At 70.7% G+C, this 26,420-nt stretch carries 25 protein-coding genes; 13 read left to right on the forward strand and 12 right to left on the reverse strand.

The window, feature by feature from the left end; genetic code table 11:
* The first annotated feature begins 776 nt into the window (after positions 1-776).
* The gene (mycP, locus tag ID554_RS08615; RefSeq protein WP_396888489.1) at positions 777-1,910 is read left to right on the forward strand and encodes a type VII secretion-associated serine protease mycosin; all 1,134 of its coding nucleotides are present in this window, start codon (positions 777-779) and stop codon (positions 1,908-1,910) included.
* Between the two features lie 33 nt (positions 1,911-1,943).
* Here mycP and ID554_RS08620 read toward each other — a convergent pair whose 3' ends face one another.
* Positions 1,944-2,492: a DUF6444 domain-containing protein gene (locus tag ID554_RS08620; protein WP_117230422.1), complete on the reverse strand. Its 549-nt coding sequence runs from the start codon at positions 2,490-2,492 to the stop codon at positions 1,944-1,946.
* 422 nt (positions 2,493-2,914) lie between these two features.
* Positions 2,915-4,363, reverse strand: coding sequence for an IS66 family transposase (gene tnpC, locus ID554_RS08625; RefSeq protein WP_191088556.1), 1,449 nt, complete (start codon positions 4,361-4,363; stop codon positions 2,915-2,917).
* 191 nt (positions 4,364-4,554) lie between these two features.
* Here tnpC and ID554_RS08630 point away from each other — a divergent pair, with 191 nt between their 5' ends.
* From ID554_RS08630 to ID554_RS08640, 3 genes are all read left to right on the forward strand, one after another.
* A complete protein-coding gene (locus ID554_RS08630; RefSeq protein ID WP_158573753.1) occupies positions 4,555-4,716 on the forward strand; it encodes a hypothetical protein in 162 nt (53 codons plus the stop codon).
* Between the two features lie 183 nt (positions 4,717-4,899).
* The gene (locus tag ID554_RS08635) at positions 4,900-5,556 is read left to right on the forward strand and encodes a Maf family protein (RefSeq protein ID WP_117228711.1); all 657 of its coding nucleotides are present in this window, start codon (positions 4,900-4,902) and stop codon (positions 5,554-5,556) included.
* A gap of 9 nt (positions 5,557-5,565) precedes the next feature.
* Positions 5,566-6,219, forward strand: coding sequence for an O-methyltransferase (locus ID554_RS08640; protein ID WP_117228710.1), 654 nt, complete (start codon positions 5,566-5,568; stop codon positions 6,217-6,219).
* A gap of 162 nt (positions 6,220-6,381) precedes the next feature.
* Here ID554_RS08640 and ID554_RS08645 read toward each other — a convergent pair whose 3' ends face one another.
* Entirely contained in the window at positions 6,382-7,137 is a 756-nt protein-coding gene (locus tag ID554_RS08645) for an ABC transporter permease (protein ID WP_117228709.1), read from the reverse strand.
* A 20-nt stretch (positions 7,138-7,157) separates the two neighbouring features.
* Complete coding sequence (locus ID554_RS08650) at positions 7,158-8,117, reverse strand: ATP-binding cassette domain-containing protein (RefSeq protein ID WP_117228708.1); 960 nt, start codon at positions 8,115-8,117, stop codon at positions 7,158-7,160.
* Between the two features lie 181 nt (positions 8,118-8,298).
* On the opposite strand from ID554_RS08650, the gene ID554_RS08655 reads away from it, so the two are divergent.
* On the forward strand, positions 8,299-10,050 hold the full coding sequence (locus ID554_RS08655) for an acetyl/propionyl/methylcrotonyl-CoA carboxylase subunit alpha (protein ID WP_117228707.1): 1,752 nt from the start codon (positions 8,299-8,301) through the stop codon (positions 10,048-10,050).
* Positions 10,051-10,124: 74 nt separating this feature from the next.
* On the opposite strand, the gene ID554_RS08660 is transcribed toward ID554_RS08655, so the two are convergent.
* The gene (locus ID554_RS08660) at positions 10,125-11,021 is read right to left on the reverse strand and encodes a LysR family transcriptional regulator ArgP (RefSeq protein WP_117228706.1); all 897 of its coding nucleotides are present in this window, start codon (positions 11,019-11,021) and stop codon (positions 10,125-10,127) included.
* A gap of 71 nt (positions 11,022-11,092) precedes the next feature.
* Here ID554_RS08660 and ID554_RS08665 point away from each other — a divergent pair, with 71 nt between their 5' ends.
* Together ID554_RS08665 and ID554_RS08670 are read left to right on the forward strand one after the other, a co-directional pair.
* The gene (locus ID554_RS08665; RefSeq protein ID WP_117228705.1) at positions 11,093-11,689 is read left to right on the forward strand and encodes a LysE/ArgO family amino acid transporter; all 597 of its coding nucleotides are present in this window, start codon (positions 11,093-11,095) and stop codon (positions 11,687-11,689) included.
* Between the two features lie 15 nt (positions 11,690-11,704).
* Positions 11,705-13,144 carry a GuaB1 family IMP dehydrogenase-related protein gene (locus ID554_RS08670; RefSeq protein WP_117228704.1) on the forward strand — a complete coding sequence of 480 codons (1,440 nt, stop codon included), beginning with the start codon at positions 11,705-11,707 and terminating at the stop codon, positions 13,142-13,144.
* A 14-nt stretch (positions 13,145-13,158) separates the two neighbouring features.
* Here the strand turns inward: ID554_RS08670 and ID554_RS08675 are convergent, their stop codons facing one another.
* Entirely contained in the window at positions 13,159-13,761 is a 603-nt protein-coding gene (locus tag ID554_RS08675; RefSeq protein WP_117228703.1) for a TetR/AcrR family transcriptional regulator, read from the reverse strand.
* 85 nt (positions 13,762-13,846) lie between these two features.
* Here ID554_RS08675 and ID554_RS08680 point away from each other — a divergent pair, with 85 nt between their 5' ends.
* The 3 genes from ID554_RS08680 to ID554_RS08690 all read left to right on the forward strand — a co-directional run bounded on the left by ID554_RS08680 (position 13,847) and on the right by ID554_RS08690 (position 15,120).
* Positions 13,847-14,290 (forward strand): DoxX family protein, encoded by a 444-nt coding sequence (locus ID554_RS08680; protein ID WP_117228738.1) that lies wholly within the window; start codon positions 13,847-13,849, stop codon positions 14,288-14,290.
* A 118-nt stretch (positions 14,291-14,408) separates the two neighbouring features.
* Positions 14,409-14,837, forward strand: a complete 429-nt coding sequence (locus ID554_RS08685) for a hypothetical protein (RefSeq protein ID WP_117228702.1) — start codon at positions 14,409-14,411, stop codon at positions 14,835-14,837.
* Positions 14,830-15,120, forward strand: coding sequence for a transcriptional regulator (locus tag ID554_RS08690; protein WP_117228701.1), 291 nt, complete (start codon positions 14,830-14,832; stop codon positions 15,118-15,120). The genes ID554_RS08685 and ID554_RS08690 overlap by 8 nt, the downstream gene beginning before the upstream one ends.
* A gap of 432 nt (positions 15,121-15,552) precedes the next feature.
* Here ID554_RS08690 and ID554_RS08695 read toward each other — a convergent pair whose 3' ends face one another.
* A complete protein-coding gene (locus tag ID554_RS08695; RefSeq protein WP_117228737.1) occupies positions 15,553-16,956 on the reverse strand; it encodes an NAD(P)H-quinone dehydrogenase in 1,404 nt (467 codons plus the stop codon).
* 106 nt (positions 16,957-17,062) lie between these two features.
* Between ID554_RS08695 and ID554_RS08700 the strand changes: the two genes are divergently transcribed.
* Positions 17,063-17,518 carry a gamma-glutamylcyclotransferase gene (locus tag ID554_RS08700; protein WP_117228700.1) on the forward strand — a complete coding sequence of 152 codons (456 nt, stop codon included), beginning with the start codon at positions 17,063-17,065 and terminating at the stop codon, positions 17,516-17,518.
* 133 nt (positions 17,519-17,651) lie between these two features.
* On the opposite strand, the gene ID554_RS08705 is transcribed toward ID554_RS08700, so the two are convergent.
* The 3 genes from ID554_RS08705 to ID554_RS08715 form a co-directional block, all read right to left on the reverse strand.
* Positions 17,652-18,389, reverse strand: coding sequence for an SCO6745 family protein (locus tag ID554_RS08705; protein ID WP_117228699.1), 738 nt, complete (start codon positions 18,387-18,389; stop codon positions 17,652-17,654).
* 74 nt (positions 18,390-18,463) lie between these two features.
* The gene (locus tag ID554_RS08710; RefSeq protein ID WP_117228698.1) at positions 18,464-19,396 is read right to left on the reverse strand and encodes a hypothetical protein; all 933 of its coding nucleotides are present in this window, start codon (positions 19,394-19,396) and stop codon (positions 18,464-18,466) included.
* Between the two features lie 4 nt (positions 19,397-19,400).
* Positions 19,401-20,033: an MBL fold metallo-hydrolase gene (locus ID554_RS08715; RefSeq protein WP_117228736.1), complete on the reverse strand. Its 633-nt coding sequence runs from the start codon at positions 20,031-20,033 to the stop codon at positions 19,401-19,403.
* 151 nt (positions 20,034-20,184) lie between these two features.
* On the opposite strand from ID554_RS08715, the gene ID554_RS08720 reads away from it, so the two are divergent.
* Positions 20,185-21,162, forward strand: a complete 978-nt coding sequence (locus tag ID554_RS08720) for a DUF4349 domain-containing protein (protein ID WP_117228697.1) — start codon at positions 20,185-20,187, stop codon at positions 21,160-21,162.
* Here the strand turns inward: ID554_RS08720 and ID554_RS08725 are convergent.
* Together ID554_RS08725 and ID554_RS08730 are read right to left on the reverse strand one after the other, a co-directional pair.
* A complete protein-coding gene (locus tag ID554_RS08725; protein ID WP_117228696.1) occupies positions 21,119-22,381 on the reverse strand; it encodes an amidohydrolase in 1,263 nt (420 codons plus the stop codon). The genes ID554_RS08720 and ID554_RS08725 overlap by 44 nt on opposite strands.
* Positions 22,382-22,839: 458 nt before the next feature.
* Positions 22,840-24,045 (reverse strand): methylmalonyl-CoA mutase family protein, encoded by a 1,206-nt coding sequence (locus ID554_RS08730; RefSeq protein WP_117228695.1) that lies wholly within the window; start codon positions 24,043-24,045, stop codon positions 22,840-22,842.
* Between the two features lie 208 nt (positions 24,046-24,253).
* On the opposite strand from ID554_RS08730, the gene ID554_RS08735 reads away from it, so the two are divergent.
* Positions 24,254-26,401: a serine/threonine-protein kinase gene (locus ID554_RS08735; RefSeq protein WP_117228694.1), complete on the forward strand. Its 2,148-nt coding sequence runs from the start codon at positions 24,254-24,256 to the stop codon at positions 26,399-26,401.
* Positions 26,402-26,420: the final 19 nt, after the last annotated feature.

Raw genomic sequence — 26,420 nt, forward strand, 5'->3', positions numbered from 1 at the left:
GTCCAAGTAGGCGATGGCACCCCCTTACCTGTAATTCCGCCCATCGTCCCTGTGCCAGCACGCCTATCAAATACACCGGGCACCATCCGGCAAGCCCGGCTCTCGCAGTCGGCGGTGACCCCCACAGGCATTAACCTGGGTCCGGTGCTAGGCAACGCCAACCCGGCCCCCACTCCGGCAAACCCAATGCCACCGTCCACAACGCCAGCAGCCGCCCCTGGCATAAACGTTCAGTCGATGCCCTCAGCGTCCTTCGTCACACGCCACCTCGCCTCGGAGCAAAGGCACATACAACCTGGCCAAGCAAAACAACCGGAAGCAGGCAGACCAAGCTCGACACCACGCCTGATGCCGCCCGGTGGAATAATTGGTGGACCTCCATTATCTGGCATCGGTCAGACCGCAGCAGGAACCGGTCAACCGCGCACAGTGAATCCAATTGGCGGCGTGATTGGGGGTGGCGCAGCCGGCACGGCACCCACCGGCGGAGCGGGCTCTCGCCCCGGTAGCGGCAGGGGGCTAGGCACCGGTCACGCATTCCCACCATTTGGCGGCTCTCCACACTCGGGGGTCTCGATTGCGCGCGGATCTCACGGGTCGCCTGAACGCTCGGGCCAGCCCGACTCCGAGCCAAAGCAGCCACGCCGCTGGGACCCAGAACACCCCTGGGAAATTGACCAGGGTGTTAGCCCTGTTGTAAGGCCGCCAGATGACGACGGACCTATCGATCCCGGACCAGCCATTGGCCTGAATCGGTGAGCTTATGCAGCCGGGCCATGTTGGCGGCGCTGCTACTTGCCACGACCTCTACACCAGCACCTAGCCACATGCTGGTTCGCCCTCCGGAGCCAGACGCCGGTCAGATCCGAAAGCTGCAGCGCCACCTTGACTACCTTGTCGTCAGCGAAGCGCATGCGACCAGCCGAGGAAAAGGGATTGTAGTTGCCATACTGGATACTGGCGTTGCACCTCACCTAGATCTCCGCAGGAACCTGCTGCCCGGCGTAGACCTTCTCGCGGATAGCACCAGGAACGGTTGGCAGGATGCGGATGGCCACGGAACGGCAATGGCAGGCTTAATCGCATCACATGGCCAGTCCTCGAATCGAGGCACACTCGGAATTGCGCCCGATGCCGAGATCCTTCCGGTCCGCTTCAAGTCAGCTGGGCAAGAGGGCACGGCTCGCGATCTGGCTCGCGCGATCGACTATGCAGTCAGCAACGGCGCCGATGTCATAAGCATCTCTTCCACCGGCGGCCCGGATGTTGGCCTTCAGGAGGCAATTCAGTCGGCGAAGCAAGCAGACGTTGTAATAGTGGCGGCCGCAGGCAATGCGCCAGACGACCAGGCTGTGGGCTTCCCTGCAGCCTATCCAGACGTAGTCGCCGTAGGCGGAGTCGACCAAAGAGGCGTGCGATCTGAGGTTTCAGTGTCTGGACGCGAAATCGACGTCGTTGCACCGGCAGTCGAAATTTTCAGCACCAACTTTGACGGCGGATACCGGGTAGGAACGGGCACCTCCGGAGCTACCGCCATTGTGGCTGGGGCGGCGGCTTTGGTTCGGGCCAAGTATCCGTATCTGCCGGCGGACGAGGTGGCGCATCGGTTGACGGCGACCGCGATTGACAAGGGGCCTCCCGGGCGGGACGACCAGTACGGCTACGGCGTGATCGATCTGGTGGCGGCGCTGACGGCAGACGTACCGCCCAGGGGTTTCGAGTCGACGCCGCAGACCGGGACTGGTCAGCGCACGACGGAGGCTGAGGGGCCGGAAGCCGACGAGAACGACACCGCGACGGTCCGCGGGATGGCTACTCTCGCCGTTTTGCTGGCGGCTGGCGGCTGTTGGGCGCTGATCGTCCGGCACCGCAGACGGTCTGATGACCCGCCGCCTCGCATTAGTCGCTGAACGAACTGCGGAGGTAACTGGATAGGTACGTATTCAGCTTGATATTGCCGGTTCGGGTAGCCATGGTCCGGTGGTGAAGAGTTGTTCGAGCACGGCGCCGTACTGCACCCGCCCGGACACCCCGCCGGGCGCCACCGGCTCGCTGACCTGCCCGCACCCGCCGCACTCAACCGCGACCAGTTGGTGCTCAACGACCACCGACCGCCGCTCGGGCAGCTCGATCACCTGCCGGCGCTGCCGCCCGTACTCACGCCCATCACCCAGCGGAGCCCCACAACCCGGATGGCCACACCGCTGTGGCCGGTGCTCGATGACCTCATCCGGATCCGCGACCAGTTCGAGGGTCCATCCCGGCGCTCCCGGCTGCTTGCCCCGCCGCCGCCCACTGCCTTTACCCGGCTGCCGGGCCGGACGGCCCGGACCGTCCAACGAGGGAGGCCTCGACGAGCTCGAGGAGTTCATCCCCAACCGGCGTTTCAGTTCAGCGTTCTCGGCTTCCAACCGATCAACCCGTTCCCGCAGCTCAACCAGCATCGCGACCAGATCCTCGTACAAGAGCGGGACCTGCGGGACGGACGACACCCCATGATCATGTCAGCCAATCGACCAGAGTGGACAACCGACCCCCGACTCACCTCAAGGGGTCTGATCCTCCACACCGAACACGCCCGGACCACCTGAAAGCGGGCACTACGCAACGTCACAGCCCGTTACGCGGAATGGCTCATTACCCGACGTCGTCATCAGCACCGGGATTCCGACACGGGCCTACCACGGCGACGGCTACAACAGCCTGGACCAGCACGGGCGTCCGCTAGACCTGCCAACCATCATTGACGTCAGCATCCACTGGTCCACCAAGCTTGATGCTCTCCGAGCACACGCATCGCAACCCATTCTCAACCATTTCGGGCCGATGGCGGAGGCGCTCGGGACTCTGCATGGCCGTCGGATCGTAACTGGATAGGTGCTGGAACATCGGGTATGCGTGTACGCCGATTTGCTCAGGTGGTGGCGGGGATCCAGGGGTTTCCGGTGACGGCTTGGATCAGGGCGTCGAGCATGTTGTTGCCTTGGCGGATGGCGGTGGCGGTGTAGCTGCGGATGGCGGCGAAGTGTTCGGCGCCGGTCATGGTGCGCATGCTTCCGGAGACCTTGATCCGTAGTTTCGGCATACGGATGGTCTGTTCGGCGGCGTTGTTGTCGAAGGGGACGGCCGGGTCGGTGACGAATCGTAGGTAGTCGTCGCGGCGGTCGCGGAGCCGGACGAACAGGGCGTGGTGTTTGCGCTGGAGTTTGCCGTCGCGGCCGGCGGTGGCCTGCGCGCCGAGCACGACGGCGGAGCGCAGCAGGTACTGCTGCTCGCGTAGGGCGTCCGGGTTCGCTGTGTCCTGCCCGGTGTGGGCGTCGTCGGCCAGGCGGTTGAGCCGGCGCAGCGCGTTGATGGCTTGGGTGGCGAGGTCGGCGGTGGGGCCGGTGGCGGTGTCGGTGACGTAGACCAGTTCACGCAGCACGTGGGCGTTGCACAGGGCGTGGTTGGCGCTGGTGTAGGTGTCGTATGGCGCCCACGCGTCGTGCACGGCGACACCGGTGAAGCCGGGCAGGACACCGGCGTCGTCAATGGCGGCGGCGCCGCGTCTGCGGTGCGCCGTGAGGAGCACGTCGGTGCCGGTGGACGCGGAGTGCAGCCAGGCCAGACGGCCTTCGACGCGCATCCCGGTCTCGTCGAAGTGCACGACCGGCGCCTGCCGGATCCGGTCGCGGATCACCGGCAGCACCTGCTCGATGATGCCGAGGGCGGTGCGTTTGACCCAGGCGGTGACCGTGGCCGCCGCGACCGGCAGGCCGAACAGGTCCCGCAGCGCGTCGGCGGTACGGCCGATCGACAGGAACTGCCCGTGCAACAGGTAGACCCCGATCGCGGCGATCCGCGGCCCGTACACGGCAGGCGCGGTGGCCTCGGCGGGCCCGATGCCGGTGGTGCGATGTCCACACGGGCAGGCGAGGGTGACGATCTGATGCTCGGTCACCACGACCGTCGGTTCCGGAATGTCGAACACCTGCCGCCGGGTCACGGACACTTCGGCCGCGCCGGCCAGATCGTTGTCGCAGCCCGCGCACACCTCGGGGGTGTGCCGCACGATGACGTCGGGGTCGGCGACCTGCTCCAGAGTGGCGCCGGGCTGCCCGGCCGGGCGCCCCGGCCCCCGCCCGGACCTACCGCGCAAAGATTTGGGTGCCGGCTTGGCCAGCCCGTCCGTCGACGGCGGTTTCGAGGAGTTCTTCGACGACTGCTTCAGCTGGGCTTCCAGATCAGCGATCCGGCACTTCGCCGTACTGAGGTCAGCCTCCAGCTCCGCGATCCGCCCGAGCGCCTGATCCAACCGGGCGAACAGGTCCGCGTTCAGCGCAAGCAGCTGCTCATACGACGGCTGCGAAGGATCGGCGGGCACGAACGGTCAACGACCCACCCCGGCCAAACACCTCTGAAAGATCAACGACACCTATCCAGTTACGTCGGATCAACGCCACGCGCGCCGAGGCGTTCCGCGCGATGCCGATTCTCGGTCGGCTGTTAGCGGTACCCAACCTTTGAATGCCGCCTCGCAATAGGTACGAGTGCACCGCCTACAACGGTGACCAGGTGAAGAATTACGAGGCATGGCTGAACGCTCCATTTGAGGGCGCCGGCTGGCTCATCTCGGAGCCGCTCGACCGGGCCTGGATCGAGGCAGAGGCCGCCAAGAACACGAGCTGGCCACTCGCAGTCGCCACGCTGCCACAGCTTCGAGCGATCCCCACATGATCCCAGGGCCAGGTTCTGGGTGGGCGACCGGGACCTGACCTTTCGGCACCCAGCCCCGGGGCGGTCGACCCGGTTGCTGCCGTTAGACACGGTAGCGCCGGGCCAGGCCGCCCCCGGGGCTGGTCGGCAGAGAGAGCGGCGTGGCAGAAGATCAGTCGCCTGTCAGCCGGTACCGTCGTCCGCGTGCCTGATGTGCTTCCGCTCCGCCTCGTGCTCGCCTCGGCGAGCCCTGCCCGCCGTAAGACTCTCCAGGCCGCCGGCATAGAGCCGGACGTGCTGGTCAGTGGCGTCGACGAGAGTCAGGTGGTGACCGATCGGGCGGAGGATCTCTGCCTGGAGTTGGCCCGACTCAAGGCGCAGGCCGTGCTGACCCGGTTGCAGCCCGGCGACGACCAGCGGACGCTGGTGCTGGGCTGCGATTCGGTGCTCGCCTTCGATGGCGAGACTTTCGGCAAGCCCGATGACGCGGCCGATGCCACCCGGCGCTGGGAGCGGATGCGGGGGCGCAGCGGTGTGCTGCACAGCGGCCACTGTCTGATCGACATCGTGGGCGGACGTCGGGCCGAGGCGGTGGCCTCCACGGTGGTGCACTTCGCCAATATCAGTAACCAGGAGATCGCCACCTACGTGGCCACCGGTGAGCCGCTCGCGGTGGCCGGCGCGTTCACGATCGACGGGTTGGGCGGGGCGTTCGTGGAGCGGATCGAGGGCGATCCGGGCACCGTGGTCGGGTTGTCCATGCCGTTGCTGCGGCGACTGCTCGCCGAACTGGACCTGCGGATCACCGATCTGTGGACAAAAGTCGCGCCCGGCAATCAGATTGTCGAGCCGCTCGGCTAGCGTCCGGGCATGACGCTCAAGTCGATTCCGCTCACCGATGAGCTGCACGCGTACCTCGTGGCGCACGGCTCGCCGCCGGACGAGATCGTCCGCGACCTGGCCGAGGAGACGCTCGCCGTCCTGCCGGAGCACGCTTCCATGCAGGTGGCGCCGGAGCAGGCCGCCTTCCTGACGTTCCTGACCCGGCTGCTCGGCGTACGCAACGCGGTGGAGGTGGGCACGTTCACCGGGCTATCCTCGCTGGCGATCGCCCGGGGCCTCGCCGACGGCGGGCGGCTGACCTGCTTCGACATCTCCGAGGAGTACACCGGCATCGCGCGCCGGTACTGGGCGCGAGCCGGTGTCGACGACCGGATCGAGCTGCGCATCGGCCCGGCCGGGGAGACGCTGCGCGAGCTGCCGCACGAGCGGCACCTGGACTTCGCCTTCATCGACGCCGACAAGACCAGCTATCCGCTGTACTGGAACGAGTTGGTGCCCCGGATGCGGCCGGGTGGCGTGATCGCCGTCGACAACGTGCTGCGGCACGGGCGGGTGGTGGCACCGGAGAGCGAGGCCGACCGGGCGATCGCCGCGTTCAACGAATACGTCCTCGCCGACGTGCGGGTGGACGCGGTGATGTTGCCGATCGCAGACGGCCTGACTCTCGCCCGGGTGCACTGACCGCCTCATCGGCACCGGTCGTCCCCCTGTTGCCAGGGGCTCAGACCGGTGCCGGTGCCCGACGGTCGACGGGCGTCGACAGGGCCTACCTGCGGGCCGTTAACACGGGGCCCCTGCTCTACCGCAGGCGTTAATAAGGTGCCCTTCCTTTCACCGACTCCGTCACCGGACGCTGCGGGCGAACTGGCGGGCCGCCCAATAGACCCCGGCGGTGGCGAGGATCGCGATGATGGTCAGCCCCTGCCAGACCCGGTCGTTGCCGATGTCGCCGTTGAACAGCGCGCGGGTGCCGTCCACCGCCCAGGAGAACGGATTCCACTTGGCGACGCCCTGCAACCAGCCGGGGGCGAAGGCGAGCGGGAGCAGGATGCCGGAGAGCAGCAGCACCGGCTGGGCGACCGTGTTCATCAGCGGAGCCAGGGCGTCCTCGCTCTTCACCTTGAGCGCGACGCCGTAGCTGACCGCCGAGGTCATCAGCGCGATCAGGGCGAGCATGAGGTACGCCAGCAGCAGGTCGCCGATGAAGACCCGCAGGTCGAACAGGAGCGCCAGGAGGGTGATGATGACCGCCTGCACCATCAGGGACACCACGTCGCGCAGCGAGCGGCCGAGCAGCAGGGCGAGCCGGCTGACCGGGGTGACCCGGGAACGCTCGATCACGCCGGCGCGCAGCTCCGCGATCAGGCCGAAGCCCTGGAACAGGCCGCCGAAGATGGCCAGCAGCACCAGCAGGCCGGGCACGAAGATCTTGTACGCCTCGGCCTGGGTCGGCGCGTTCAGCGCAGGCTTGAGCAGCGGGGCGAACAGGAGCAGATACATCACCGGCTGGAAGACGCCGACGAAGACCCACACGGGGTTGCGCAGCAGCAGATGGAACTGCCGCTGGAAGATCAGCCAGGTGTCGCGGGCGAGTTTCATGGGACTATCTCCTGGTCGGGTCAGGACTCGCGCAGCGAGCGGCCGGTCTTCGTGAGGAAGACGTCGTCGAGGCTCGGACGGTGCAGCTCGATCGACTTGAGGTCGAGACCGGCGCTGTCGACACGGCGCAGGATCTGCGGCATGGCCGTCGCGCCGTCGTCGACGAACAGGCGCAGGCCCCCCTCCTCCAGGCTCTCCAGCCGGTTCACGTACTCCTCGCCGTCGAGCAGCTTCTCCGCCTCGCCGGTGGCCACGATGTCGAGGCCGACCAGCACCACGTCACCGGAGATCTCCCGCTTGAGGTCGGTCGGCGTGCCCTCGACGACCACCTCGCCGTGGTCCATGATCGCGATGCGGTCGCAGAGCGCGTCGGCTTCGTCGAGGTAGTGGGTGGTGATGAAGACGGTCATCCCGTCGGTCCGCAGTCGCCGGATCTCGTCCCACATGTGTGCCCGGCTCTGCGGGTCGAGGCCGGTGGTGGGCTCGTCCAGGAAGACGATCTTCGGCTCGTGGATGATGCCGAGCGCGATCTCGACCCGCCGCCGCTGCCCACCGGAGTAGGTCTTGCACTTGCGGTCGGCGAACTCGGTGAGCTGGAACGCCTCCAGCGCGCGTACCGCCCGACGCTGGGCCTCGGCCTTGCCGATGCCGTACATCCGGGCCTGGAGCACCAGCTCCTCGCGGGCGGTCGACTCGTCCCAGGTGCTGCCGCCCTGGGCGACGTAGCCGATCCGTCGGCGCACCTCGCCCGGGTTCTTGAGCAGATCGGCACCGGCGATGGTGGCCTGGCCGCCGTCCGGCTCGATCAGTGTCGCCAGCATCCGCAACGTGGTGGTCTTGCCGGCGCCGTTCGGGCCCAGGAACCCGAATATCTCACCGGCCGGGACGTCCAGGTCGACGCCGCGTACCGCCTCGACGGTCTTCGTCTCCCGACCGGCCCGGCTGCGGAACGACTTCCGCAGCCCTCTGGTCTCGATCATTTCCGCTCCCCGCTCATGGCCGCACTCCGGCCACCATCGTCACGGCACTCCACCACATGGGTACGACACCACGCCGCCCACGACCTGGCCAGACAGTGCGTCATCCCACACTGAGCGATCGTTCGGGGCACCACGGTGAGCTATAAACTCCCGGTCAGTAACCCGCCAGGAGGAGCCCAAGGTGCGCAAGGTACTCATCGCCAACCGGGGCGAGATCGCCGTCCGGGTCATCCGCGCCTGCCAGGACGCCGGCCTGGGCAGTGTCGCGGTGTACGCGGACTCGGACCGGGATGCCCTGCACGCCATGCTCGCCGACGAAGCGTACGCCCTGGACGGCGACACCGCTGCGAATACCTACCTCCGTATCGACAAACTTATCGACGTCGCTGCCCGTGTCGGTGTCGACGCGGTGCACCCCGGGTACGGCTTCCTCTCCGAGAACGCCGACTTCGCCCAGGCGGTCATCGACGCACGCCTGACCTGGATCGGGCCCACCCCGCAGGCGATCCGCGACCTCGGTGACAAAATCACCGCCCGGCACATCGCCCAGCGGGCCGGCGCTCCCCTGGTGCCCGGCACCCCCGACCCGGTGGGCAGCCCGGACGAGGTGATGGCCTTCGCCGTCGACCACGGACTGCCGGTGGCGATCAAGGCTGCCTTCGGCGGCGGCGGGCGCGGCCTGAAGGTGGCCCGCACCATGGAGGAGATCCCGCACCTGTTCGAGTCGGCCACCCGCGAGGCGGTCGCCGCCTTCGGCCGGGGCGAGTGCTTCGTCGAGCGGTACCTCGACCAGCCGCGCCACGTCGAGGCGCAGGTTTTGGCCGACCAGCACGGCAACGTGATCGTCGCCGGCACCCGGGACTGCTCGTTGCAGCGCCGGCACCAGAAGCTGGTCGAGGAGGCACCGGCGCCGTTCCTCAGCGCCGAGCAGCGGACGCAGATCCACGAGAGCGCGAAGGCGATCTGCCGGGAGGCCGGTTACCACGGCGCGGGCACGGTGGAGTACCTGGTCGGCAACGACGGCACCATCTCCTTCCTGGAGGTCAACACCCGGCTCCAGGTGGAGCACCCGGTGACCGAGGAGACCGCCGGCATCGACCTGGTACGCGAGCAGTTCCGCATCGCCGACGGCGAGAAGCTGCGGCTCACCGAGGACCCGACGCCGCGCGGGCACTCCATCGAGTTCCGGATCAACGGCGAGGACCCGGGCCGGGGCTTCCTGCCCGCTCCCGGCACGGTGACCGCCCTGCGCCTGCCGACCGGTCCCGGCGTACGGGTGGACACCGGTATCTCGGCCGGCGACGTGATCGGCGGCAATTTCGACAGCCTGCTCGCCAAGGTCATCATCACCGGGGAGACCCGCATCGAGGCGTTGGAGCGGGCCCGGCGCGCCCTGGACGAGATAGTGATCGAGGGGATGGCCACCGCGCTGCCGTTCCATCGCCTGGTGGTCCGCGACCCGGCATTCACCGCCGAGCCGTCCGCGGTGCACACCCGCTGGATAGAGACCGAGTTCGACAACACCGTCCCGCCGTTCACCGCAGTGGCCGACGGCCCGGCCGCTCCGGCCGAGCGCGAGACGATCGTGGTCGAGGTGGGCGGCAAGCGGCTGGAGGTGCGCCTCCCCGCCGGGCTCGGTGCGGGTACAGCGAGCGCCGCACCGGCCGCGAAGAAGCCCACCCGTCGGGGCGGTGGTGCCACGGCCGGTGCGGCGGCGGGCGGTGACGCGCTCACCTCGCCGATGCAGGGCACGATCGTCAAGATCGCGGTCGCCGACGGGGACACCGTGGCCGAGGGCGACCTGGTCGTGGTGCTCGAGGCGATGAAGATGGAGCAGCCGTTGCACGCCCACAAGGCGGGCACGGTCAGCGGCCTCGCCGCCGAGGTCGGCGCGGTGATCACCGCCGGCGCCGCCATCTGCACCATCGCCTGAGGCGTTTGATGTGTAAGGAAGGGTCCCCTACTAACGCCTGGTGTATAGAAAGGGTCCCTTCCTTACATCCGCGGTCAGTGCAGGGACTCGGCGGCTACGGCGCAGACGGCGGCGGTCAGCGCGGTCAGCACCGGTGAGTCGAGTCGCCAGTGCTGCCAGTAGAGCGGGGTGTCCAGCACCCGGCCGGGGGCGATGTCGACACACCGACCGGCGGCCACGTCCGCGTCGGCGATCTGCTCCGCCACCAGTCCCCAGCCCAGGCCGAGTCGGATCGACTCGTTGAACGCCGGGACCGACGGCACGTAGTGCACCGGTGGGTCGAGCGCGTGCCCGGTCACCGTACGCAGGAAGCGGTGTTGGATCCGATCCTTGCGGTCGAAGACCACCGCCGGTGCGGCGGCGGCCGTGGCCCGGGTGAGGCCGTCGGCGAACCACCGTCGCGCCAGCGACGGCGCGGCCAGCGCCCGGTAGCGCATCGCGCCGAGACGGCGTACCCGGCAGCCCTGGACCGCCTCGCGTTGGGCGGTCACCGCAGCGGTCACCGCCCCGTCGCGGAGCAGGACGGCGGTGTGGTCCTGGTCGTCCTGCCGGATGTCGAAGGAGAGTTCCGGCTGGTCGGGCAGCCGGGCCAGGGCGGCGGGGAACCAGGTGGCGAGCGAGTCGGCGTTGACCACGATGGCGACCCGGGTACGGGCCCGGTCGCCGCCGAGCGATCCTCGGGCGTCAGTCAGCGCCTCGCGTTCGAGCAGGGCGAGCTGCCCGGCCAGGCGCAGCAGCGGTCGCCCGGCCTCGGTGGCGTCGCAGGGGCGGTGCCGCCGGACGAGCACCTGCCCGACGGTCTCCTCCAGTGCCTTGATACGCTGGCTGACCGCCGAGGGGGTGACGTGCAGCAGCCGCGCCGCCGCCTCGAAGCTGCCCTCGGCGACCACCGCGGCGAGCGTACGGAGCTGGGTGGAGTCCAGACCGCTCATGAAGCTGAGCTTAACCAGATGAAGAATCTTTAGCTGGACTGATCCGCCCCCGCACTCCTACCGTCGGCACCGTGCTCACCTCTGTCGTCGCCGGCTTCTCGCTGTCCATCGCCCTCATCGTCGCCATCGGCGCGCAGAACGCCTTCGTACTCCGCCAGGGCCTGCGCCGGGAACACGTGGTGCCGGTCGTGCTGACCTGCGCGATCTCCGACGCCCTGCTGATCGGTGTCGGCATCGCCGGGGTCGGGTCGATGGTCGCGGCCCGACCCGACCTGCTCACCGCGATCCGCTGGGGCGGGGCGGCCTTCCTGCTCGGGTACGCGGCCCTGGCCGCCCGCCGCGCGTGGCGTCCGAGCGCGCTCACTCCCGCCCAGCGGCCACCGGCCCGGCTCGGTGCGACGCTGCTGGCCTGCCTCGCCTTCACTTACCTCAACCCGCACGTCTACCTGGACACCGTGCTGCTGCTCGGTGGCATCGCGCAGCAGCAGCCGCACCGCTGGCTGTTCGGTCTCGGCGCGGCGGTGGCCAGCGTCGTCTGGTTCAGCGCGCTCGGCGCGGGGGCGTACCGGCTCGCGCCGATGCTCGCCCGGGCCCGGGTCTGGCAGGTCCTCGACGGCGTGATCGCGCTGGTGATGGTGGTGGTAGCGGTCGCGCTGCTGCTGGGCTGAGGGAATGATGGCCGGGTGCGGTTCCTCGATGGCGCGATTCCGGCGTACGACCTGACCTACAACGACGTCTTCATGGCCCCGGCCCGGTCGGAGGTGGGCTCGCGGCTGGACGTCGACCTGGCCACCGGCGACGGTACGGGTACCACGATCCCGCTGGTGGTGGCGAACATGACGGCGGTCGCCGGCCGGCGGATGGCCGAGACGGTGGCCCGGCGTGGCGGCATCGTGGTGATCCCCCAGGACATCCCGATCGAGGTGGTGGCCGAGGTCGTCGCCTGGATCAAGGAGCGGCACCTGGTGCACGACACGGCCATCGCGCTCGGTCCGACCGACACCGTCGGCGACGCGATCCACCTGTTGCCGAAGCGGGCGTACGGTGCGGTGATCGTGGTCGACGAGAACAGTCGCCCGATCGGGGTGGTGACCGAGGCGGACACGGTCGGCGTGGACCGGTTCGCCCAACTGCGTGACGTCATGTCGGCCGACCTGCACACCGTACCGGTGGACGCGGATCCGCGTACCGGCTTCGACCGGCTCAGCGGGGCGCGGCGGCGGCTGGCCCCGGTGGTGGACGGCGAGGGACGGCTGGTCGGGGTGCTCACCCGGCCGGGCGCGTTGCGGGCGACGCTCTACCGGCCTGCGGTGGACGCCCAGGGCCGGCTGCGCATCGCGGCGGCGGTGGGCATCAACGGCGACGTGGCGGGCAAGGCGTCGGCGCTGCTGGAGGCCGGGGTGGACACCCTGGTCGTGGACACCGCGCACGGCCACCAGGAACGGATGATCAGCGCGTTGCGGACCGTCCGGGGTCTCGACCCGGGCGTGCCGGTGGCGGCCGGCAACGTGGTCACCGCCGACGGCGTACGCGACCTGGTCGCGGCCGGCGCGGACATCATCAAGGTCGGCGTCGGACCCGGCGCGATGTGCACCACCCGGATGATGACCGGGGTGGGCCGGCCGCAGTTCTCGGCGGTGCTGGACTGTGCTGCGGCGGCCCGCGAGCTGGGTCGGCACGTCTGGGCCGACGGTGGGGTGCGGCACCCGCGCGACGTGGCGTTGGCGCTGGCCGCCGGTGCGGCGAACGTGATGATCGGCTCCTGGTTCGCCGGCACCTACGAGTCGCCCGGTGATCTCTACACCGACGAGGACGGCCGGCGGTACAAGGAGAGTTTCGGGATGGCCTCGGCTCGCGCGGTCAGCGCCCGCACCGGCGAGGACAGCCCCTACGACCGGGCCCGGAAGGCCATCTTCGAGGAGGGCATCTCGTCGGCCCGGATGTATCTGGACCCGACCCGGCCGGGGGTGGAGGACCTGATCGACGAGATCATCTCGGGGGTGCGCAGCGCCTTCACCTACGCCGGGGCGCGGAACCTGGACGAGTTCCACGAGCGGGTGCTGGTCGGGGTGCAGAGCACCGCCGGCTACACCGAGGGGATGCCGCTGTCGACGAGCTGGTGACGGCCGGCGTTCGGTCAGCCGGGATCCGCCGCCGGGGCGAAGAGGCGCCCGATCACCGTCCGGGCAACCTCTCGCGGGTCGTCACCCACACCGGGTGGTAGCGCGTCGGCCAGCCAGAGCGTGGCGAAGCCATGCACGATCGACCATGCGGCCAGGGCGTCACCAAGCGGCCCGTGCACGTCGCCCCGCCCGTCGCCAGCGTCCGCCGCAGCGGCAGTCAGTGCCGTCACCCCGGCATGCAGGGCGGCACCGGCACGGTCCCGGGCGGCCCGGACCTCGGCGGCATCGGATCGGTAGAGATCGGGGTGGAACATCACCTCGAAGTGGGCGCGGTGCCGCACGGCGAAGTCGACGTACGCCACGCCGAGGTCCAGCAGTTCGCCGCCCGCCGATTCCAGCGCCTCGGCGAGCAGGTCGAAGCCCTGCACCGCGAGCGCGGTGAAGAGGCCGGCCCGGTCGCCGAAGTGGTGGGCCGGGGCGGCGTGCGAGACGCCGGCGCGTCGGGCCAGGTCCCGCAGGCTCAGCGCCGCCGGGCCCGACTCCCTGATCGCCGCCTCCGCTGCGGCGAGCAGGGCGCGAGGCAGGTCGCCGTGGTGGTAGCCGCGGGTGCCGGTCATCACCCGATCCTATCTTGCCATTGACAAGATAGGCCATCACGAGCCAATCTTGTCGGCGACAAGATTGGTCTTCGAGGAGGTACCGATGACTCCGCTGATCGCCCTGGTGGCGGGCACCGCGCTCGCCCGACTGGCCGGCCTGGTCGGGGTTTCCGTGCTCGACGGCTGGCAGCCGGCCCTGCGGGTCGGGCTGGCCGTGATGTTCGTGCTGACCGGGATCGCACACTTCACCGGCCGGCGACGCGACCTGATCGAGATGGTCCCGCCCCGACTGCCCCGACCGGACCTGCTGGTCACGGTGACCGGCGTGCTGGAACTCGCGGGCGCGGTTGGCCTGCTGGCGCCGGCCACCGCCCGCTGGGCCGCCGCCGGACTGGCCGTACTGATGCTGGCGATGTTCCCGGCGAACGTCTCGGCCGCGCGCCGGAAACTCACCCTGGGCGGGCGCCCGGTCACCCCGCTCAACGTCCGTACCGCGCTCCAGGTCGCCTTCCTCGCCGCCGCCATCGCGGTCGCCGTCGGACCATGACCGGTCACGCCGCCGGGTCTACACCCCGTCATCAACGGTGGCGGCGGGCGGCGACGGACCACGATCGGAGCCACCCGACGAGTTGCCGATATGGAAACTCGGCCCTACAGTTTCCCTTATGGAAACAAGACCCACCCCTGATCAGGCCCGGGAGACGCTTCGACAGCTCACCGACGACGAGAACGCGGTCCGCTACCCCCCGATCCCGCGATGGTTCTTCGTCGCGATGTCGGCAGCCATGGCCGCCCTGCACCTGGTGCATCTCCTGCCCTCTGCCCACGTGGGCAAGGCGAGCCTCGCCGTGAACATCGCGGCCATCATGCTCGGCTGCCGGTACTGGCTGAGCCAGGACGGGGTCTCCTGGGCGGCGGTCAAGGCGGGCGACATCGCCCCGTTCCTGGCCGCCGTCCTCGGTTGCTTCGCCCTGACCTGGGCGCTGTCGGCACTCACCGACGCCCGCTGGATCTGGGTCATCGGCGCCGCCGTGTCCGCCGACATCGTGCTACGCACCGGCCGGGCGTACCGGCGGGAATTCGGCGATGCCTGAGACCCCGTTGTTCAACGAGAAGATCCACGCACCGCACCGGTTGCGAATCTGCGCCATGCTCAGCGCCGCCCACCGGGTGGAGTTCCAGCGCCTGCAGGATCATCTCGGGCTCTCCAAATCCGCCCTCAGCAAGCACCTGACGCAGCTCGTGGACGCCGGCTACGTCCGGCAGGACCGCGCCACACGGGACGCGCACAGCAGGCTGTGGCTCTCCCTCACCCCCGAGGGCGCGAGCGCGTACGCCGACCACGTGAAGGCGCTCCGCGAAATCGTCGGCGCCTGACCCGCCGCACGTCACTCCGCGTCACCGCGACGACCGGGCCGGGAGGTGGCCGGGCCGCTGGCACGGGACCTGCCAGCGGCCCGGCGGCGGCCCGGGCGTCAGGAGCGGGGGCCCCGACGCCACGCCGGGCCGCGCGCCGACAACGGTACGCGTCCCGAGCCCGATCCCGCGACCGTCGATCGGCGACGACTCTGCCCGATGTCCCTGATAGTGGCACCGAAGCTTGCCGTTGACCCCGTCCCGGGACACGTGTGGCTGGTCATCACGGCCGCCGACCGACGGGGTGATGTCGGACACTCCGTCACTCTCGGTATGTTCCGGTCAACTCGCCCACTGGCACTCGGCAGCCACAACTCCATGATCGACGGGGGCTCAGCAGGCGGGGTGGGTGAGGACGGGGGACACATCGGGCGCGGGGTGAGGGGGTGGGGGTTACTCCAGTTCGTGGAGCATCAGTTGGCGGGCGGCTTCGGTTATCGAGCCGGAGAGGCTGGGGTAGATCGTGATGGTCTGGGCCAACTCGTTGACGGTGAGGTTGTTCTCCACCGCCATGGTGATCGGCAGGATCAGCTCGCTGGCCTTCGGCGCCACCACCACGCCACCGATCACCTGGCCGCTGGCCGGACGGCAGAACAGCTTGACGAACCCGTCGGCAACCTCGTCCATCTTCGCCCGGGCGTTACCGGCCAGCGGCAGCATCACCTGCCGGGCCGGCACCTTGCCGGCGTCCATCTCGTCCTGCGACACACCCACGGTGGCCAACTCGGGGTCGGTGAACACGTTCGCCGATACGGTACGCAGCCGCAGCGGCCGGACCGCCTCACCGAGCGCGTGCCACATGGCGATCCGGCCCTGCATCGCGGCGACGCTGGCCAGCGGCAGGACGCCGGTGCAGTCGCCGGCCGCGTAGATGCCGGGAACGTTGGTGCGGGAGACCCGGTCCACCGTCACGTACCCGCCCCGGGCCAGCGCCACGCCGTACTCGGCCAGGCACAGCTCCTCGGTATTGGGGATCGAACCGACCGCGATCAGCGCGTGTGAGCCGTACACCTTGCGGCCGTCGGAGAGGGCGACCTCGACGCCGTCGGCGGTACGGCGGACCCCCTCGGCGCGGGAGTTGTTCAGGATGCTCATGCCCCGGGCGCGGAAGACCCGCTCGATCGCCTGCGCGGCGTCGGCGTCCTCGTGCGGCATCACCCGGTCCCGGCTGGAGACCAGGGTCACCTCGACGCCCATCGCCAGGTAGGCGCTGGCGAACTCGGCGCCGGTCACGCCGGAGCCGACCACGATCAGGTGTTCGGGCAGCTCGGGCAGGTCGTACACCTGCCGCCAGGTGAGGATGCGTTCGCCGTCGGGCACGGCGGTGGGCAGTTGGCGCGGGGTGGCGCCGGTGGCGACCAGCACCGTCGAGGCACTGATCGAGTACGGCGCCTCGCCGCCGTCCGGCGTGACGATCACCCGGTGGGTGTGGCCCAGGGTGTCCTCACCCAGCCGGGCCTGCCCGGAGACGAAGGTGACCCCGGCCTTGAGCAGCTTGGCTTGGATGTCGGAGGACTGCGCCAGGGCGAGCCGCTTGACCCGCTCGTGGACCGCCTGGGCGTCGACGGTGACCGCCTCCAGGCCGTCGGAGTGCACCCCGAACACCTCGGTGTCGCGGTACCCGGTCACCACCTCGGAGCTGGCGATGAACGTCTTCGACGGTACGCAGTCGGAAAGCACGCACGCCCCGCCCGCGCCGTCGGCCTCCACCACGGTGACGTCGGCGTCCAGTTGAGCGGCGACCAGCGCGGCCTCGTAACCGGCCGGCCCCCCGCCGATGATCACGATCTGGCTCACCACGACCGCCCTTCGTCCATGCTCACAGTGACTTTCTTCTCCCCGACGCGTCCGACACGCACCGCCGTATTCTCCCCCACGCGCCCGTCGGGCTATCGTCATCGCCGTGCGTCTTTACGCCGCCTACGGCTCGAACCTGGACCCTGCCCGAATGCGTGCCTACTGCCCGCATTCCCCGATGGTGGGCAGCGGCTGGCTGGAGGGCTGGCGGCTGACCTTCGCCGGTGAGGACGTCATCGGTTGGGAAGGTGCCGTCAGCACCGTGGTCGAATCGCCCGGCGACCGGGTCTTCGTGGCGCTCTACGACATCCATCCGTACGACGCGGCCCAGCTCGACGAGATCGAGGGCGTCACCTCCGGCACGTACCGGAAGCTGACCGTCCGGATCTCGACCCTGGACGGCGACGTGACGGCCTGGGTCTACGTCTTCGACGGCTACGAGGGCGGCCTGCCCACCTCGTGGTACGTCTCGGAGATCGCGAACGCCGCCGAGAAGGCGGGCGCGCCGGACGACTACGTCATCGAGCTGCGGTCCCGCCCCACCGGCACGGCGTCGGCCTAGCGCGTCTCCCACACCCCCAGTCTGCTACCGGCCGGCATCACCCCGCCCGGCACCCCCGCCCGGCACCCCCGCCCGGCACCCCCGCCCGGCACCCCCGCCGAGCCGGACGCCGGTCACAGCCCGGAACGTCCCGTCAGCCCTGCGTGTGTGCCCGCGCCTCGGCCAACAGCTCGACCAGTTCGGCGCCGTCGGCCGGGCCGAGAGCGGCGAAGGCGGGCGCGACCAGCCGGTCGGTCACCGCCTCGGCCCAGAGCCGGCGGCGCACCAGCGGCCCGACCGGCGGGTACGGCGGCGGCCATCCGCAGGCCATCGCCCCGCTCTCGCCCTCCGGCCCGGCCAGCACCGCCTCCAGCGGCGTCATCCCGCAGGCGCGTACGGCCACCAGGTGCGCGCCGGTGAAGTGCTCGCGGAGCAGGCGCAGCCCGGCGGCGGCCCGGGCACCCGGGCTCCCCGGCTCGGACGGCACGGCCCGCCAGGCGGCGAAGAGCGGCATGGCGCTGGCGTCGGCCGCCGCGACGGCGCGTTCCACCAGCGTGGCGAGCCGGTCGACGCGGGGCAGAGCGGCCAGCCGGTCCTCGCCCCAGCGGCAGCACTCGGCCAGGCTGGCGGCGGCCACCTCGGAGGGGCGTACGGTCCGGGAGGCGCCGTCCCAGCCGTCGGCGACGGCGTCGGGGGCGATGAACCCGAGCGCGGCGGCGACCGTCTCGGCCCGTACGTCACCCAGCGCCCCGGCCCGACCGGTGACGTAGAAGGCCCAGCCGGAGATGCCGAGCAGCCGGGCCCGACGCAGGGTGGTGGGGCACCTGCCGTACGCCTCGCCGAGCGCGAGCACCGCTGGCTTGCTCGCCGCCGCCACCTGTTCCGGGGTCATGCCGTCCCGCCCGGAGCGGATGCGTCCGAGGGTCCGTCCACGAAGGATCCGACCGAAGGTCCGTCCATGACGGATCAGTCTGCCGCGCCGCCGCCCCGGTCGGCATCCCCCTCCTCGGCGGTCAGCGCCTCCATCGCGGCCTCCACCTCACCGGTACGCCGCCGGGCGGCGGCGGCAGCGCGTTCGGCCGCCCGGCGGGCCAGCCGGGACCGGCTCAGTTCCTGCTCGGCGACGGCCCGACGGCGTTCCAGTTCGGCCAGTTCCGTCTCGACCGTGTCCAGGGCGGCTGTCCCGTCACGCTCGGCGGTCTGCGCGGCGTCGAGGTCCGTCTCGGCCCGTTCCTGGTCGGTACGCGTCCGGGCCAGCTCCTTCTCCAGCGCCTTGCGGCGGCCGGCCAGCTCGGCACGGGCGGCACGTCGGGCCTGGTCGGCGCGGAGCGTGCTGCGGTCCGCCCGGCGCGTCGGTGTCGCCGGTGCGGGCGGCTCCTCCCCGCCGGTGACCAGCCGCAACTGTGGCCGGGGCACCTCGCCGAACCCGGCGTAGTGGGCCGGGCGCAGCAGCCGACCGGACCGCACCTGCTCGGCCACGTCGGGGTCGGCGAGGGCCGCGTTCAGGGTCGCCTCGACCTCGGCCAACGGCAGCTTCCCGGCCGACGGGGCCCCCGGCACGTCGGCGGCGAGCCGGCGTGCCTCGGCGACCAGGGCGGCGACCACGGACCGCCGCTGCGCGGACAGCTCCCGCAGGCGCGGGCCGCGCAGCTCGCGCTGGGCGTTCCGCAGCGCGTCGGCCAACTGCGCCAGCTCGCCCACCAGCTCGGGACGCTCGATGGCGAGCAGGTTGACCAGCCAGGCCGCCACCGTGGGGCGGCGCAGGCGGGCGATCTCCTTGGCTTCCCGCACGTCCCCGGCGCGCCGGGCCTGCGCCACCGCGGCGTCCCGGGCGGCAACGAACCGGTCCGGTGGCGTGCGGTAGAGCTGCGCCACCGGGTCGGACGGCGGATCGGGCATCGACTCAGCCGTCGATCCGGCCGCCCGGCTCCAGCCGTCGGTACTCGCTGCCGGACAGGGCGGTGTACTGCCGGTCGAGCACCGCGAGGCCATGGTTGTTGAGCAGGGCGTCGTGTAGCGCGAAGACCCGGCGCGGGGACACCGCCCGGATGAAGTCGACCACCTCGGAGAACTTCGACCAGGGCGCGTGTATCGGGGCGAAGAGGGTGTCGACCTGGATGTCGTCCGGCACGAACAGCGCGTCTCCGGGGTGGTAGACCACGTCGTCGAGCAGGTACCCGAGGTTGTCGACGAGCGGGATGTCGGGGTGGATCACCGCGTGCCGGCCGCCGTAGGCGCGTACCGGGACACCGGCGGCGGTGAACGAGTCACCGGGGGCGACCGGGCGCAGCGCCTCGGCCGCGTCGCCGAGCGGTCCGGCCACCGAGGCCGGTCCGTGGATCGTGAACGGCCCTCGGGCCAGCTGCCGGTTGATCGCCTCGGTGTCCACGTGGTCGTGGTGCTCGTGGGTGATCAGGACCGCGTCGGCCCCGTCCAGGGCCACGGCGGCCTCGCTGAATCCTCCCGGATCGACGACCAGCACTCCCCCGTCGTGCTCTACCCGCAGGCACGAGTGGGCGTACTTGGTGATCCGCATCGTGATGCCTCCCATACCGAATCGTGACGTACTGAGCGCAGTCTGCCGGAACCCGGGAGGCGGCGCTCGACGTCCGAGCTATCACCCGCTCAGTGGAGAAGAAGGGAACGGGATGATTCCGACAAGAGCCCGCCGTCACGGGGCGACGGGAATGGCTGCGCTGGTCGTGCTGCTGATGGTGACCGGCTGCGGCAGCGGCGACAGTGGCGGCGACCGCGCGGCGATCTCCGAGGCAGGCCGGGGCGACGTGCCGCAGGCGGTGGACGGCGCCGGTCCGGCGGCCGAGCGGGGCGGCGCCGGTCCGGCGGCCGAGCGGGGCGGCGCCGGTCCGGCGGCGGACACCCGGGTTGACCAGCGGTCCATCGTCTACACCGGGTCCATCCGGGTACAGGTCGACGACGTGGAGGCCGCAGCGCGGGCGGCGACCGGCGCGGCCACCCGCGCTGGTGGCTTCGTCGGCGGCGACCAGCGCCGCAGCTCCGACGCGGACGCAGTCGCGGAACTGACGCTACGGGTACCGGCGGACCGGTTCTATCCGGTGGTCGAGGAGCTGGCGGGTCTCGGTCGCCAGGAACGCCGGCAGATCGACACCGAGGACGTCACCGAGGAGACTGTCGACCTCGACGCGCGGATCATCACCCAGCGGGCCCGGGTGGAGAGCGCCCGTCGGCTGCTCGACCGGGCCGACTCGATCAGCGACCTGATCAGCTTGGAGAACGAGTTGGCCCGCCGGGAGGCCGACCTCGCCTCGCTGGAGGCGAAGAAGCGGCGGTTGGCCGACCTGACCGCGCTCTCCACGATCACCGTGACGCTGGTGGGGCCGGACGTCAGCACCGCCGACGAGGAGCGGGAGATCGGCTTCCTGGCCGGGCTGAGCGGCGGCTGGACGGTCTTCCTCGCCTCGATGACGGTCCTGCTCACCGTGCTCGGTGCGGTGTTGCCCTGGCTGTTGGTTCTCGGCGTACCGCTGGGCGCGCTGTGGTGGCTCAGTCGCCGCCGACGCCGCCGGGTCCGCCCCGAGCCGGCGCTGGTCGCGCCCGTCGGCACGCCGCCACCGCCCGGGGCGGACCTGACGTCGTCCAAGGTCAGCGAGTCGCCGCCAGTGCCTGGAGCGCGGTCTGCACCATGAGTCGTACGCCCGCCGGGATGGACCGTTCGTCCACGTCGAACGACGCCCGGTGCAGGTCCACGTTCGGCCCGGAGCGGCCGACCCCGAGCCTGGCCAGCGCGCCGGGGACGTACTCCAGGTACCAGGAGAAGTCCTCGCCGCCCATGCTCTGCGGGGTCTCGGCGACGCCCTCCGGGCCGAGCGCGGAGACGGTGGCCGAGGTCAGCACCTTGATGGCCGCCGCGTCGTTGCAGACCGGCGGGCGTCCACGCAGGTACTCCAGGTCGACCGTGGCCCCAGTCGGGGCGATCACGTCCCGGACCACCTGGGAGACGATCTTCGGAGCCTCTTCCCAGGCAACTCGGTCCATCACCCGCAGCGTGCCGGAGGCGGACGCCTCGGAGGGGATGACGTTGTAGCGGGTGCCGGCGGAGGCGTGCCCGAAGACCAGCAGCAGCCCGCTGTTGGCCGGCACCCGGCGACTGATCAGCGCGGGCACCTCGGTGATCAGCCGGCCGAGCGCGTCCACCATGTCGACGGTCAGGTGCGGGCGGGCGGTGTGCCCGCCCGGTCCGGTCAGCCGGACCGTGACGTTGTCGGCGGCAGCGGTGATCGGGCCGACCCGCAGGCCGACCTTGCCGACCGGCTGGTTCGGGTCGCAGTGCAGCGCGAAGATCTGCACCACGTCGTCCAGGCCGCCGGCCTCGATCACTTCGAGCGACCCGCATGGCAGGATCTCCTCGGCCGGCTGGAAGATCAACCGGACCCGGCCCGGCAGCTTGCCCAGGTCGGCGAGCTGGGCGAGCAGCATGCCGACACCGAGCAGGATCGTGGTGTGTACGTCGTGGCCGCAGGCGTGGCAGACCCCGTCCACGGTGGAGCGGTACGGCACGTCCTTGACGTCGGTCAGCGGCAGCGCGTCGATGTCGGCGCGCAGCGCGATCACCGGTCCGTCCGGGCGGCCGTTGACGTCGCAGATGACCCCGTTGCCCTTGGGCAGCATCCGGGGACTGAGCCCGGCCAGGGTGAGTTCCCGGGCGATCAGGGCGGCGGTGTCGAACTCCTGACCGGACAGCTCCGGATGCGCGTGAATGTGACGGCGCGTGGCGATCAGGCCCGGTACCCGGAGGGCGAGCAGGTGATCCAGCTCGGACGGCAGGGGCTGGCCACCGGCCGGTGGCGCCTCGGGCCAGGACGCCGCCAATTGCTCGCCGGCCGGCATGGTCAACGCACTTGTCACGTCGAATTCTCGATCACTAGAAATGGATGGATCATCGGGGACAGCAGACAGCGTAGACCCCCGACGGTAACTCTGCGCAACCTCGTTCCGGTGATGATCGGACCGCGCAGCGTCACATATGCCCTGCTTGGGATGCCCGTAGACGGGCGGGACAGCAGGTAGATCGCGTTCATACACCGTCATCCGCCCCCCCCACCTCCTACAACGCGTAATCGGGATCGCGGGCCGAGAATCTCCTCGAAACTCGTCGCCCGTCGTTCCGAATTGTCGCATTAGTCGGTGCAATGAACTGACGGTACGACAATTACCCGACCACCCACAGCGATCGGCACCGGTGGACGTTCACACGTCCGGACGGCCCCCGACCGCACACGGTGTGCGTCAGCGAGATCATTCGGGCGGAGTACCCGGGGACGGCCGCCTCGACACGCACAGCGACCGTGAGAGTGGCGAACGGCTCAGAACCGGTCGGTCGGGCGGTACACGCCCCACACCTCGCGCAGCGCGCCGCACACCTCGCCGACGGTGGCCCGCTCGCGCAGGGCGGCCTTCATCGGGTACAGCACGTTGCTGGTGCCCGAGGCGGCCTCCCGCAGCTCGGCCAGGGCCCGCTGAACGACCGCGTCGTCCCGCCCGGCACGCAACTTGGCCAGCCGCTCGCCCTGCGCCGCCTCGATCGCCGGGTCGACCCGCAGCGGCTCGTACGGCTCCTCGGCGTCGATGGTGAACCGGTTGAGCCCGACCACCACCCGCTCGCCCGAGTCGATCTCCCGCGCGATCTGGTACGCGGACTGCTCGATCTCGCGCTTCTGGAAGCCCGCCTCGATGGCGTCCACCGACGACCCGTACTCGAAGACCCGGCCCATCAGCGCGTCCGCCGCCGCCTCGATCTCGGCGGTCATCGCCTCCACCACGTACGAGCCGGCGAACGGGTCCACCGTGGCGGTCAGGTCCGTCTCGTACGCGAGCACCTGCTGGGTACGCAGCGCCAGCCGGGCCGCCTTCTCGGTGGGCAGCGCGATCGCCTCGTCGAAGCTGTTGGTGTGCAGCGACTGGGTGCCGCCGAGCACCGCGCCCAGTCCCTGCACGGCGACCCGGACCAGGTTGACCTCGGGCTGCTGGGCGGTCAGCTGCACGCCCGCCGTCTGGGTGTGGAAGCGCAGCATCATCGACTTCGGGTTCTTCGCCCCGAACTCGTCGCGCATCAGGCGGGCCCAGATCCGCCGGGCCGCGCGGAACTTCGCGACCTCCTCCAGCAGCGTGGTGCGGGCGACGAAGAAGAACGACAGCCGGGGCGCGAAGTCGTCCACGCCTCGGCCATGTGTGTCGATGGCCACCCCGACCTTGCCGACCTCGCCGTGCGCGATCGGGTCGTCGGAGTCGTAGCCCATCTGGGTGGGCAGGTCGAAGGCGACGGAGAGACCCATCGTGCCGGCGCGCAACAACTGGTGGTACCGCGCGTTGGACTCGGTGGCGGTGCCGAAGCCGGCGTACTGGCGCATGGTCCACGGGCGGGAGGTGTACATGGTGGGATAGACCCCACGGGTGTACGGATACTCGCCCGGAGCGCCCAGCCGGGAGTCCAGCTCACCCGGCAGGTGCGCCGCGGTGTAGACGCCCTCGATCGGGTAGCCGGACTCGCTTGACCGCCGCCGTTCGCTCATACCGGATGGTAGGACGAATGGGCTGGTCACAGGGTGAGGGATAGCGCAAACCCGACCCCGTCCGGCCACGCCACCGGAAGTGAGGGCTCGCACACGTACCGTTCCGCACGGTAAACGTCCGCCGCGCCGGGTTTCGCATCGGGCGTCTGAACCAGCAAGATAGGGAGGTTGTGTCCCAGCCCCCTCGACTTCCCCCGGTGGCTTTTCTGTGACTCAGATCCCGACGTGGAGCGGCGGACCAGTCAGCACCCCCACCAACGGCCGCGCGACACCCGGCACCGTCATCGGTGACCGGTACTCGTTGCGCTCGACGGTGGGCAACGGTGGCATGGGCACGGTCTGGCGGGCCACAGACACACTTCTGCGGCGCGACGTGGCGGTCAAGGAGGTCGTCCTGCCGCCCGGCCTGGCACCCAGCGACCGCGACGCGATGTACGAACGCACACTGCGCGAGGCCCGCGCGGCAGCCGCCATCGCCCACCCGGCGGTGGTCCAGGTGTACGACGTGGTCACCGAGGCCGGGCGCCCGTGGATCGTGATGGAGCTGCTGGACGCCCGCAGCCTCGCCGACATGGTGATCGAGGACGGGCCGATCGCCCAGCGGGTGGTCGCCAAGATCGGCATCGCGCTGCTCGGCGCGCTGGAGGTGGCCCACGCCATCGGGGTGCTGCACCGCGACGTCAAGCCGGCCAACGTGCTGATCTGCTCCGACGGGCGCTGCGTGCTGACCGACTTCGGTGTCGCCCGGATGCCCACCGACGTGCAGCTCACCACGCCGGGGATGGTGTTGGGCTCGCCGCACTTCATCTCGCCCGAGCGGGCCATGGGGCAGGAGTTCGGCCCGCCCAGCGACCTGTTCTCCCTCGGTGTGACGCTCTACACCGCCGTGGAGGGCCGGCCGCCCTTCGACCGGGGCGACCCCATCGAGACCATGCACGCGGTGGTCGAGGACCCACCGGCCCCGCCGCAGCGCAGCGGCCCGCTGACCCGGGTGCTGATGGGCCTGCTGGAGAAGGACCCGGCCCGCCGGCTCGACGTGCACACCGCCCGCGCCATGCTGCGCGAACTGCTCGCCGGGCCACTGAGCAGCACCGCCGCCGCGGTCAACTCGATGACCGACCCGTACTCCGTGGTGCCGGTGCCGCAGCAGCCCGCACCGATCACCGCGCCGGCCGCCCCGGCGAAGAAGTCCACGTCCGCCAGTGAGATCGGCGGCCGGGCGATGCTCGCCCCCGGTGAGTCGCTGACCGACCGACTGGCCGCGCTGCGCCGGGGCGAGCGCCCCGGCAAGGCCGCCACCGCCAGCGCCGACGCGATGGAGGACACCAGCGCCGACGCGCTGGCCCGCCCGGGCCAGCAGAACGCCGCCTCGTCCGCCGGTCGCACCTACGGCGGCGGGGCCGAGGCCACCCAGCGCATCGGCGGCGCGGACGCCACCCAGCGCATCGGCGGCGCGGACGCCACCCAGCGGATCGGAGCCGACGCCACCCAGCACATCGGCGCGGACGCGACGCAGCACATCGGCGCGGACGCGACGCAGCACATCGGCGCGGACGCGACGCAGCACATCGGCGCCGGGGCGTACGGGTTCGGTGCCCGGCCGGAGGCCACCCAGCAGCTCGGCGGCGACTACGGCGGCCGTTGGCCCGCCGCGCCCCGCCAGCCGTACGGCGCACCGCCACCATCGCCCGCCGATGGTGGCGGCAGCCCGCTCGACAAGGCCAAGGTCGCGGGCGCCCGCGCGGTCGAGACCGTGAAGGGCTGGCCCCGCAAGGTCCAGCTCGCGGCGGCCGGCGGCCTGGTGCTGGTCCTGCTGATCGGCGCGGTGGCGCTCTCCGGCGGCGGCGACCCGCCCGTCACCGACCCGGTCGCCGCGCCAGGCAACTCCTCGGACGAGGGGGACCTGGTCGAGATGCAGGAGCACTCGGCGCGCGGCGTGCAGATGCTGGTGCCGAAGGGCTGGAAGCGGACCGCTCCCGCCGGAGCCGTCTACATCGACTACACCGACCCGGACGACAGCGGTCGTCGGGTCCGCATCCTCAACGAGCGGTGGGCCGGCAGCTCGACCCGCTGGGCGCAGAGCGCGGAGAACAACCTCAAGACCCGGTCGAACTCCTGCGCCAAGCCGTACACCCAGATCTCGATGGCGGACAAGGAACTGGCCGGCAAGGTGTCGGCCGAGTTCGAGTACACCTGCGGCGACGGCGAGGCCAGGCGGCACGGCGTCTGGCACGGGGTGGCCCACGAGGGCCGGATCTACTCCTTCTACCTGACCGTCAGCGACGCGCGGTTCGACGAGAGCAAGCCGATCTACGACGAGATGGTCAAGTCGTTCCAGCTCACCTCCGCCGGCTGAGAGCGAGCAGACGTACGCG

It is taken from the genome of Micromonospora craniellae (assembly GCF_014764405.1).
Classification (GTDB): domain Bacteria; phylum Actinomycetota; class Actinomycetes; order Mycobacteriales; family Micromonosporaceae; genus Micromonospora; species Micromonospora craniellae.

Excerpts from the sequence above, each read along its gene's own strand:
- mycP (WP_396888489.1), top strand. The coding sequence starts at position 777 with ATGTTGGCGGCGCTGCTACTTGCCACGACCTCTACACCAGCACCTAGC.
- ID554_RS08640 (WP_117228710.1), top strand. The coding sequence starts at position 5,566 with ATGACGCTCAAGTCGATTCCGCTCACCGATGAGCTGCACGCGTACCTC.
- ID554_RS08645 (WP_117228709.1), bottom strand. The coding sequence starts at position 7,137 with ATGAAACTCGCCCGCGACACCTGGCTGATCTTCCAGCGGCAGTTCCAT.
- ID554_RS08650 (WP_117228708.1), bottom strand. The coding sequence starts at position 8,117 with ATGATCGAGACCAGAGGGCTGCGGAAGTCGTTCCGCAGCCGGGCCGGT.
- ID554_RS08660 (WP_117228706.1), bottom strand. The coding sequence starts at position 11,021 with ATGAGCGGTCTGGACTCCACCCAGCTCCGTACGCTCGCCGCGGTGGTC.
- ID554_RS08675 (WP_117228703.1), bottom strand. The coding sequence starts at position 13,761 with ATGACCGGCACCCGCGGCTACCACCACGGCGACCTGCCTCGCGCCCTG.
- ID554_RS08680 (WP_117228738.1), top strand. The coding sequence starts at position 13,847 with ATGACTCCGCTGATCGCCCTGGTGGCGGGCACCGCGCTCGCCCGACTG.
- ID554_RS08685 (WP_117228702.1), top strand. The coding sequence starts at position 14,409 with ATGGAAACAAGACCCACCCCTGATCAGGCCCGGGAGACGCTTCGACAG.
- ID554_RS08690 (WP_117228701.1), top strand. The coding sequence starts at position 14,830 with ATGCCTGAGACCCCGTTGTTCAACGAGAAGATCCACGCACCGCACCGG.
- ID554_RS08705 (WP_117228699.1), bottom strand. The coding sequence starts at position 18,389 with ATGACCCCGGAACAGGTGGCGGCGGCGAGCAAGCCAGCGGTGCTCGCG.
- ID554_RS08710 (WP_117228698.1), bottom strand. The coding sequence starts at position 19,396 with ATGCCCGATCCGCCGTCCGACCCGGTGGCGCAGCTCTACCGCACGCCA.
- ID554_RS08715 (WP_117228736.1), bottom strand. The coding sequence starts at position 20,033 with ATGCGGATCACCAAGTACGCCCACTCGTGCCTGCGGGTAGAGCACGAC.
- ID554_RS08720 (WP_117228697.1), top strand. The coding sequence starts at position 20,185 with ATGGCTGCGCTGGTCGTGCTGCTGATGGTGACCGGCTGCGGCAGCGGC.
- ID554_RS08730 (WP_117228695.1), bottom strand. The coding sequence starts at position 24,045 with ATGAGCGAACGGCGGCGGTCAAGCGAGTCCGGCTACCCGATCGAGGGC.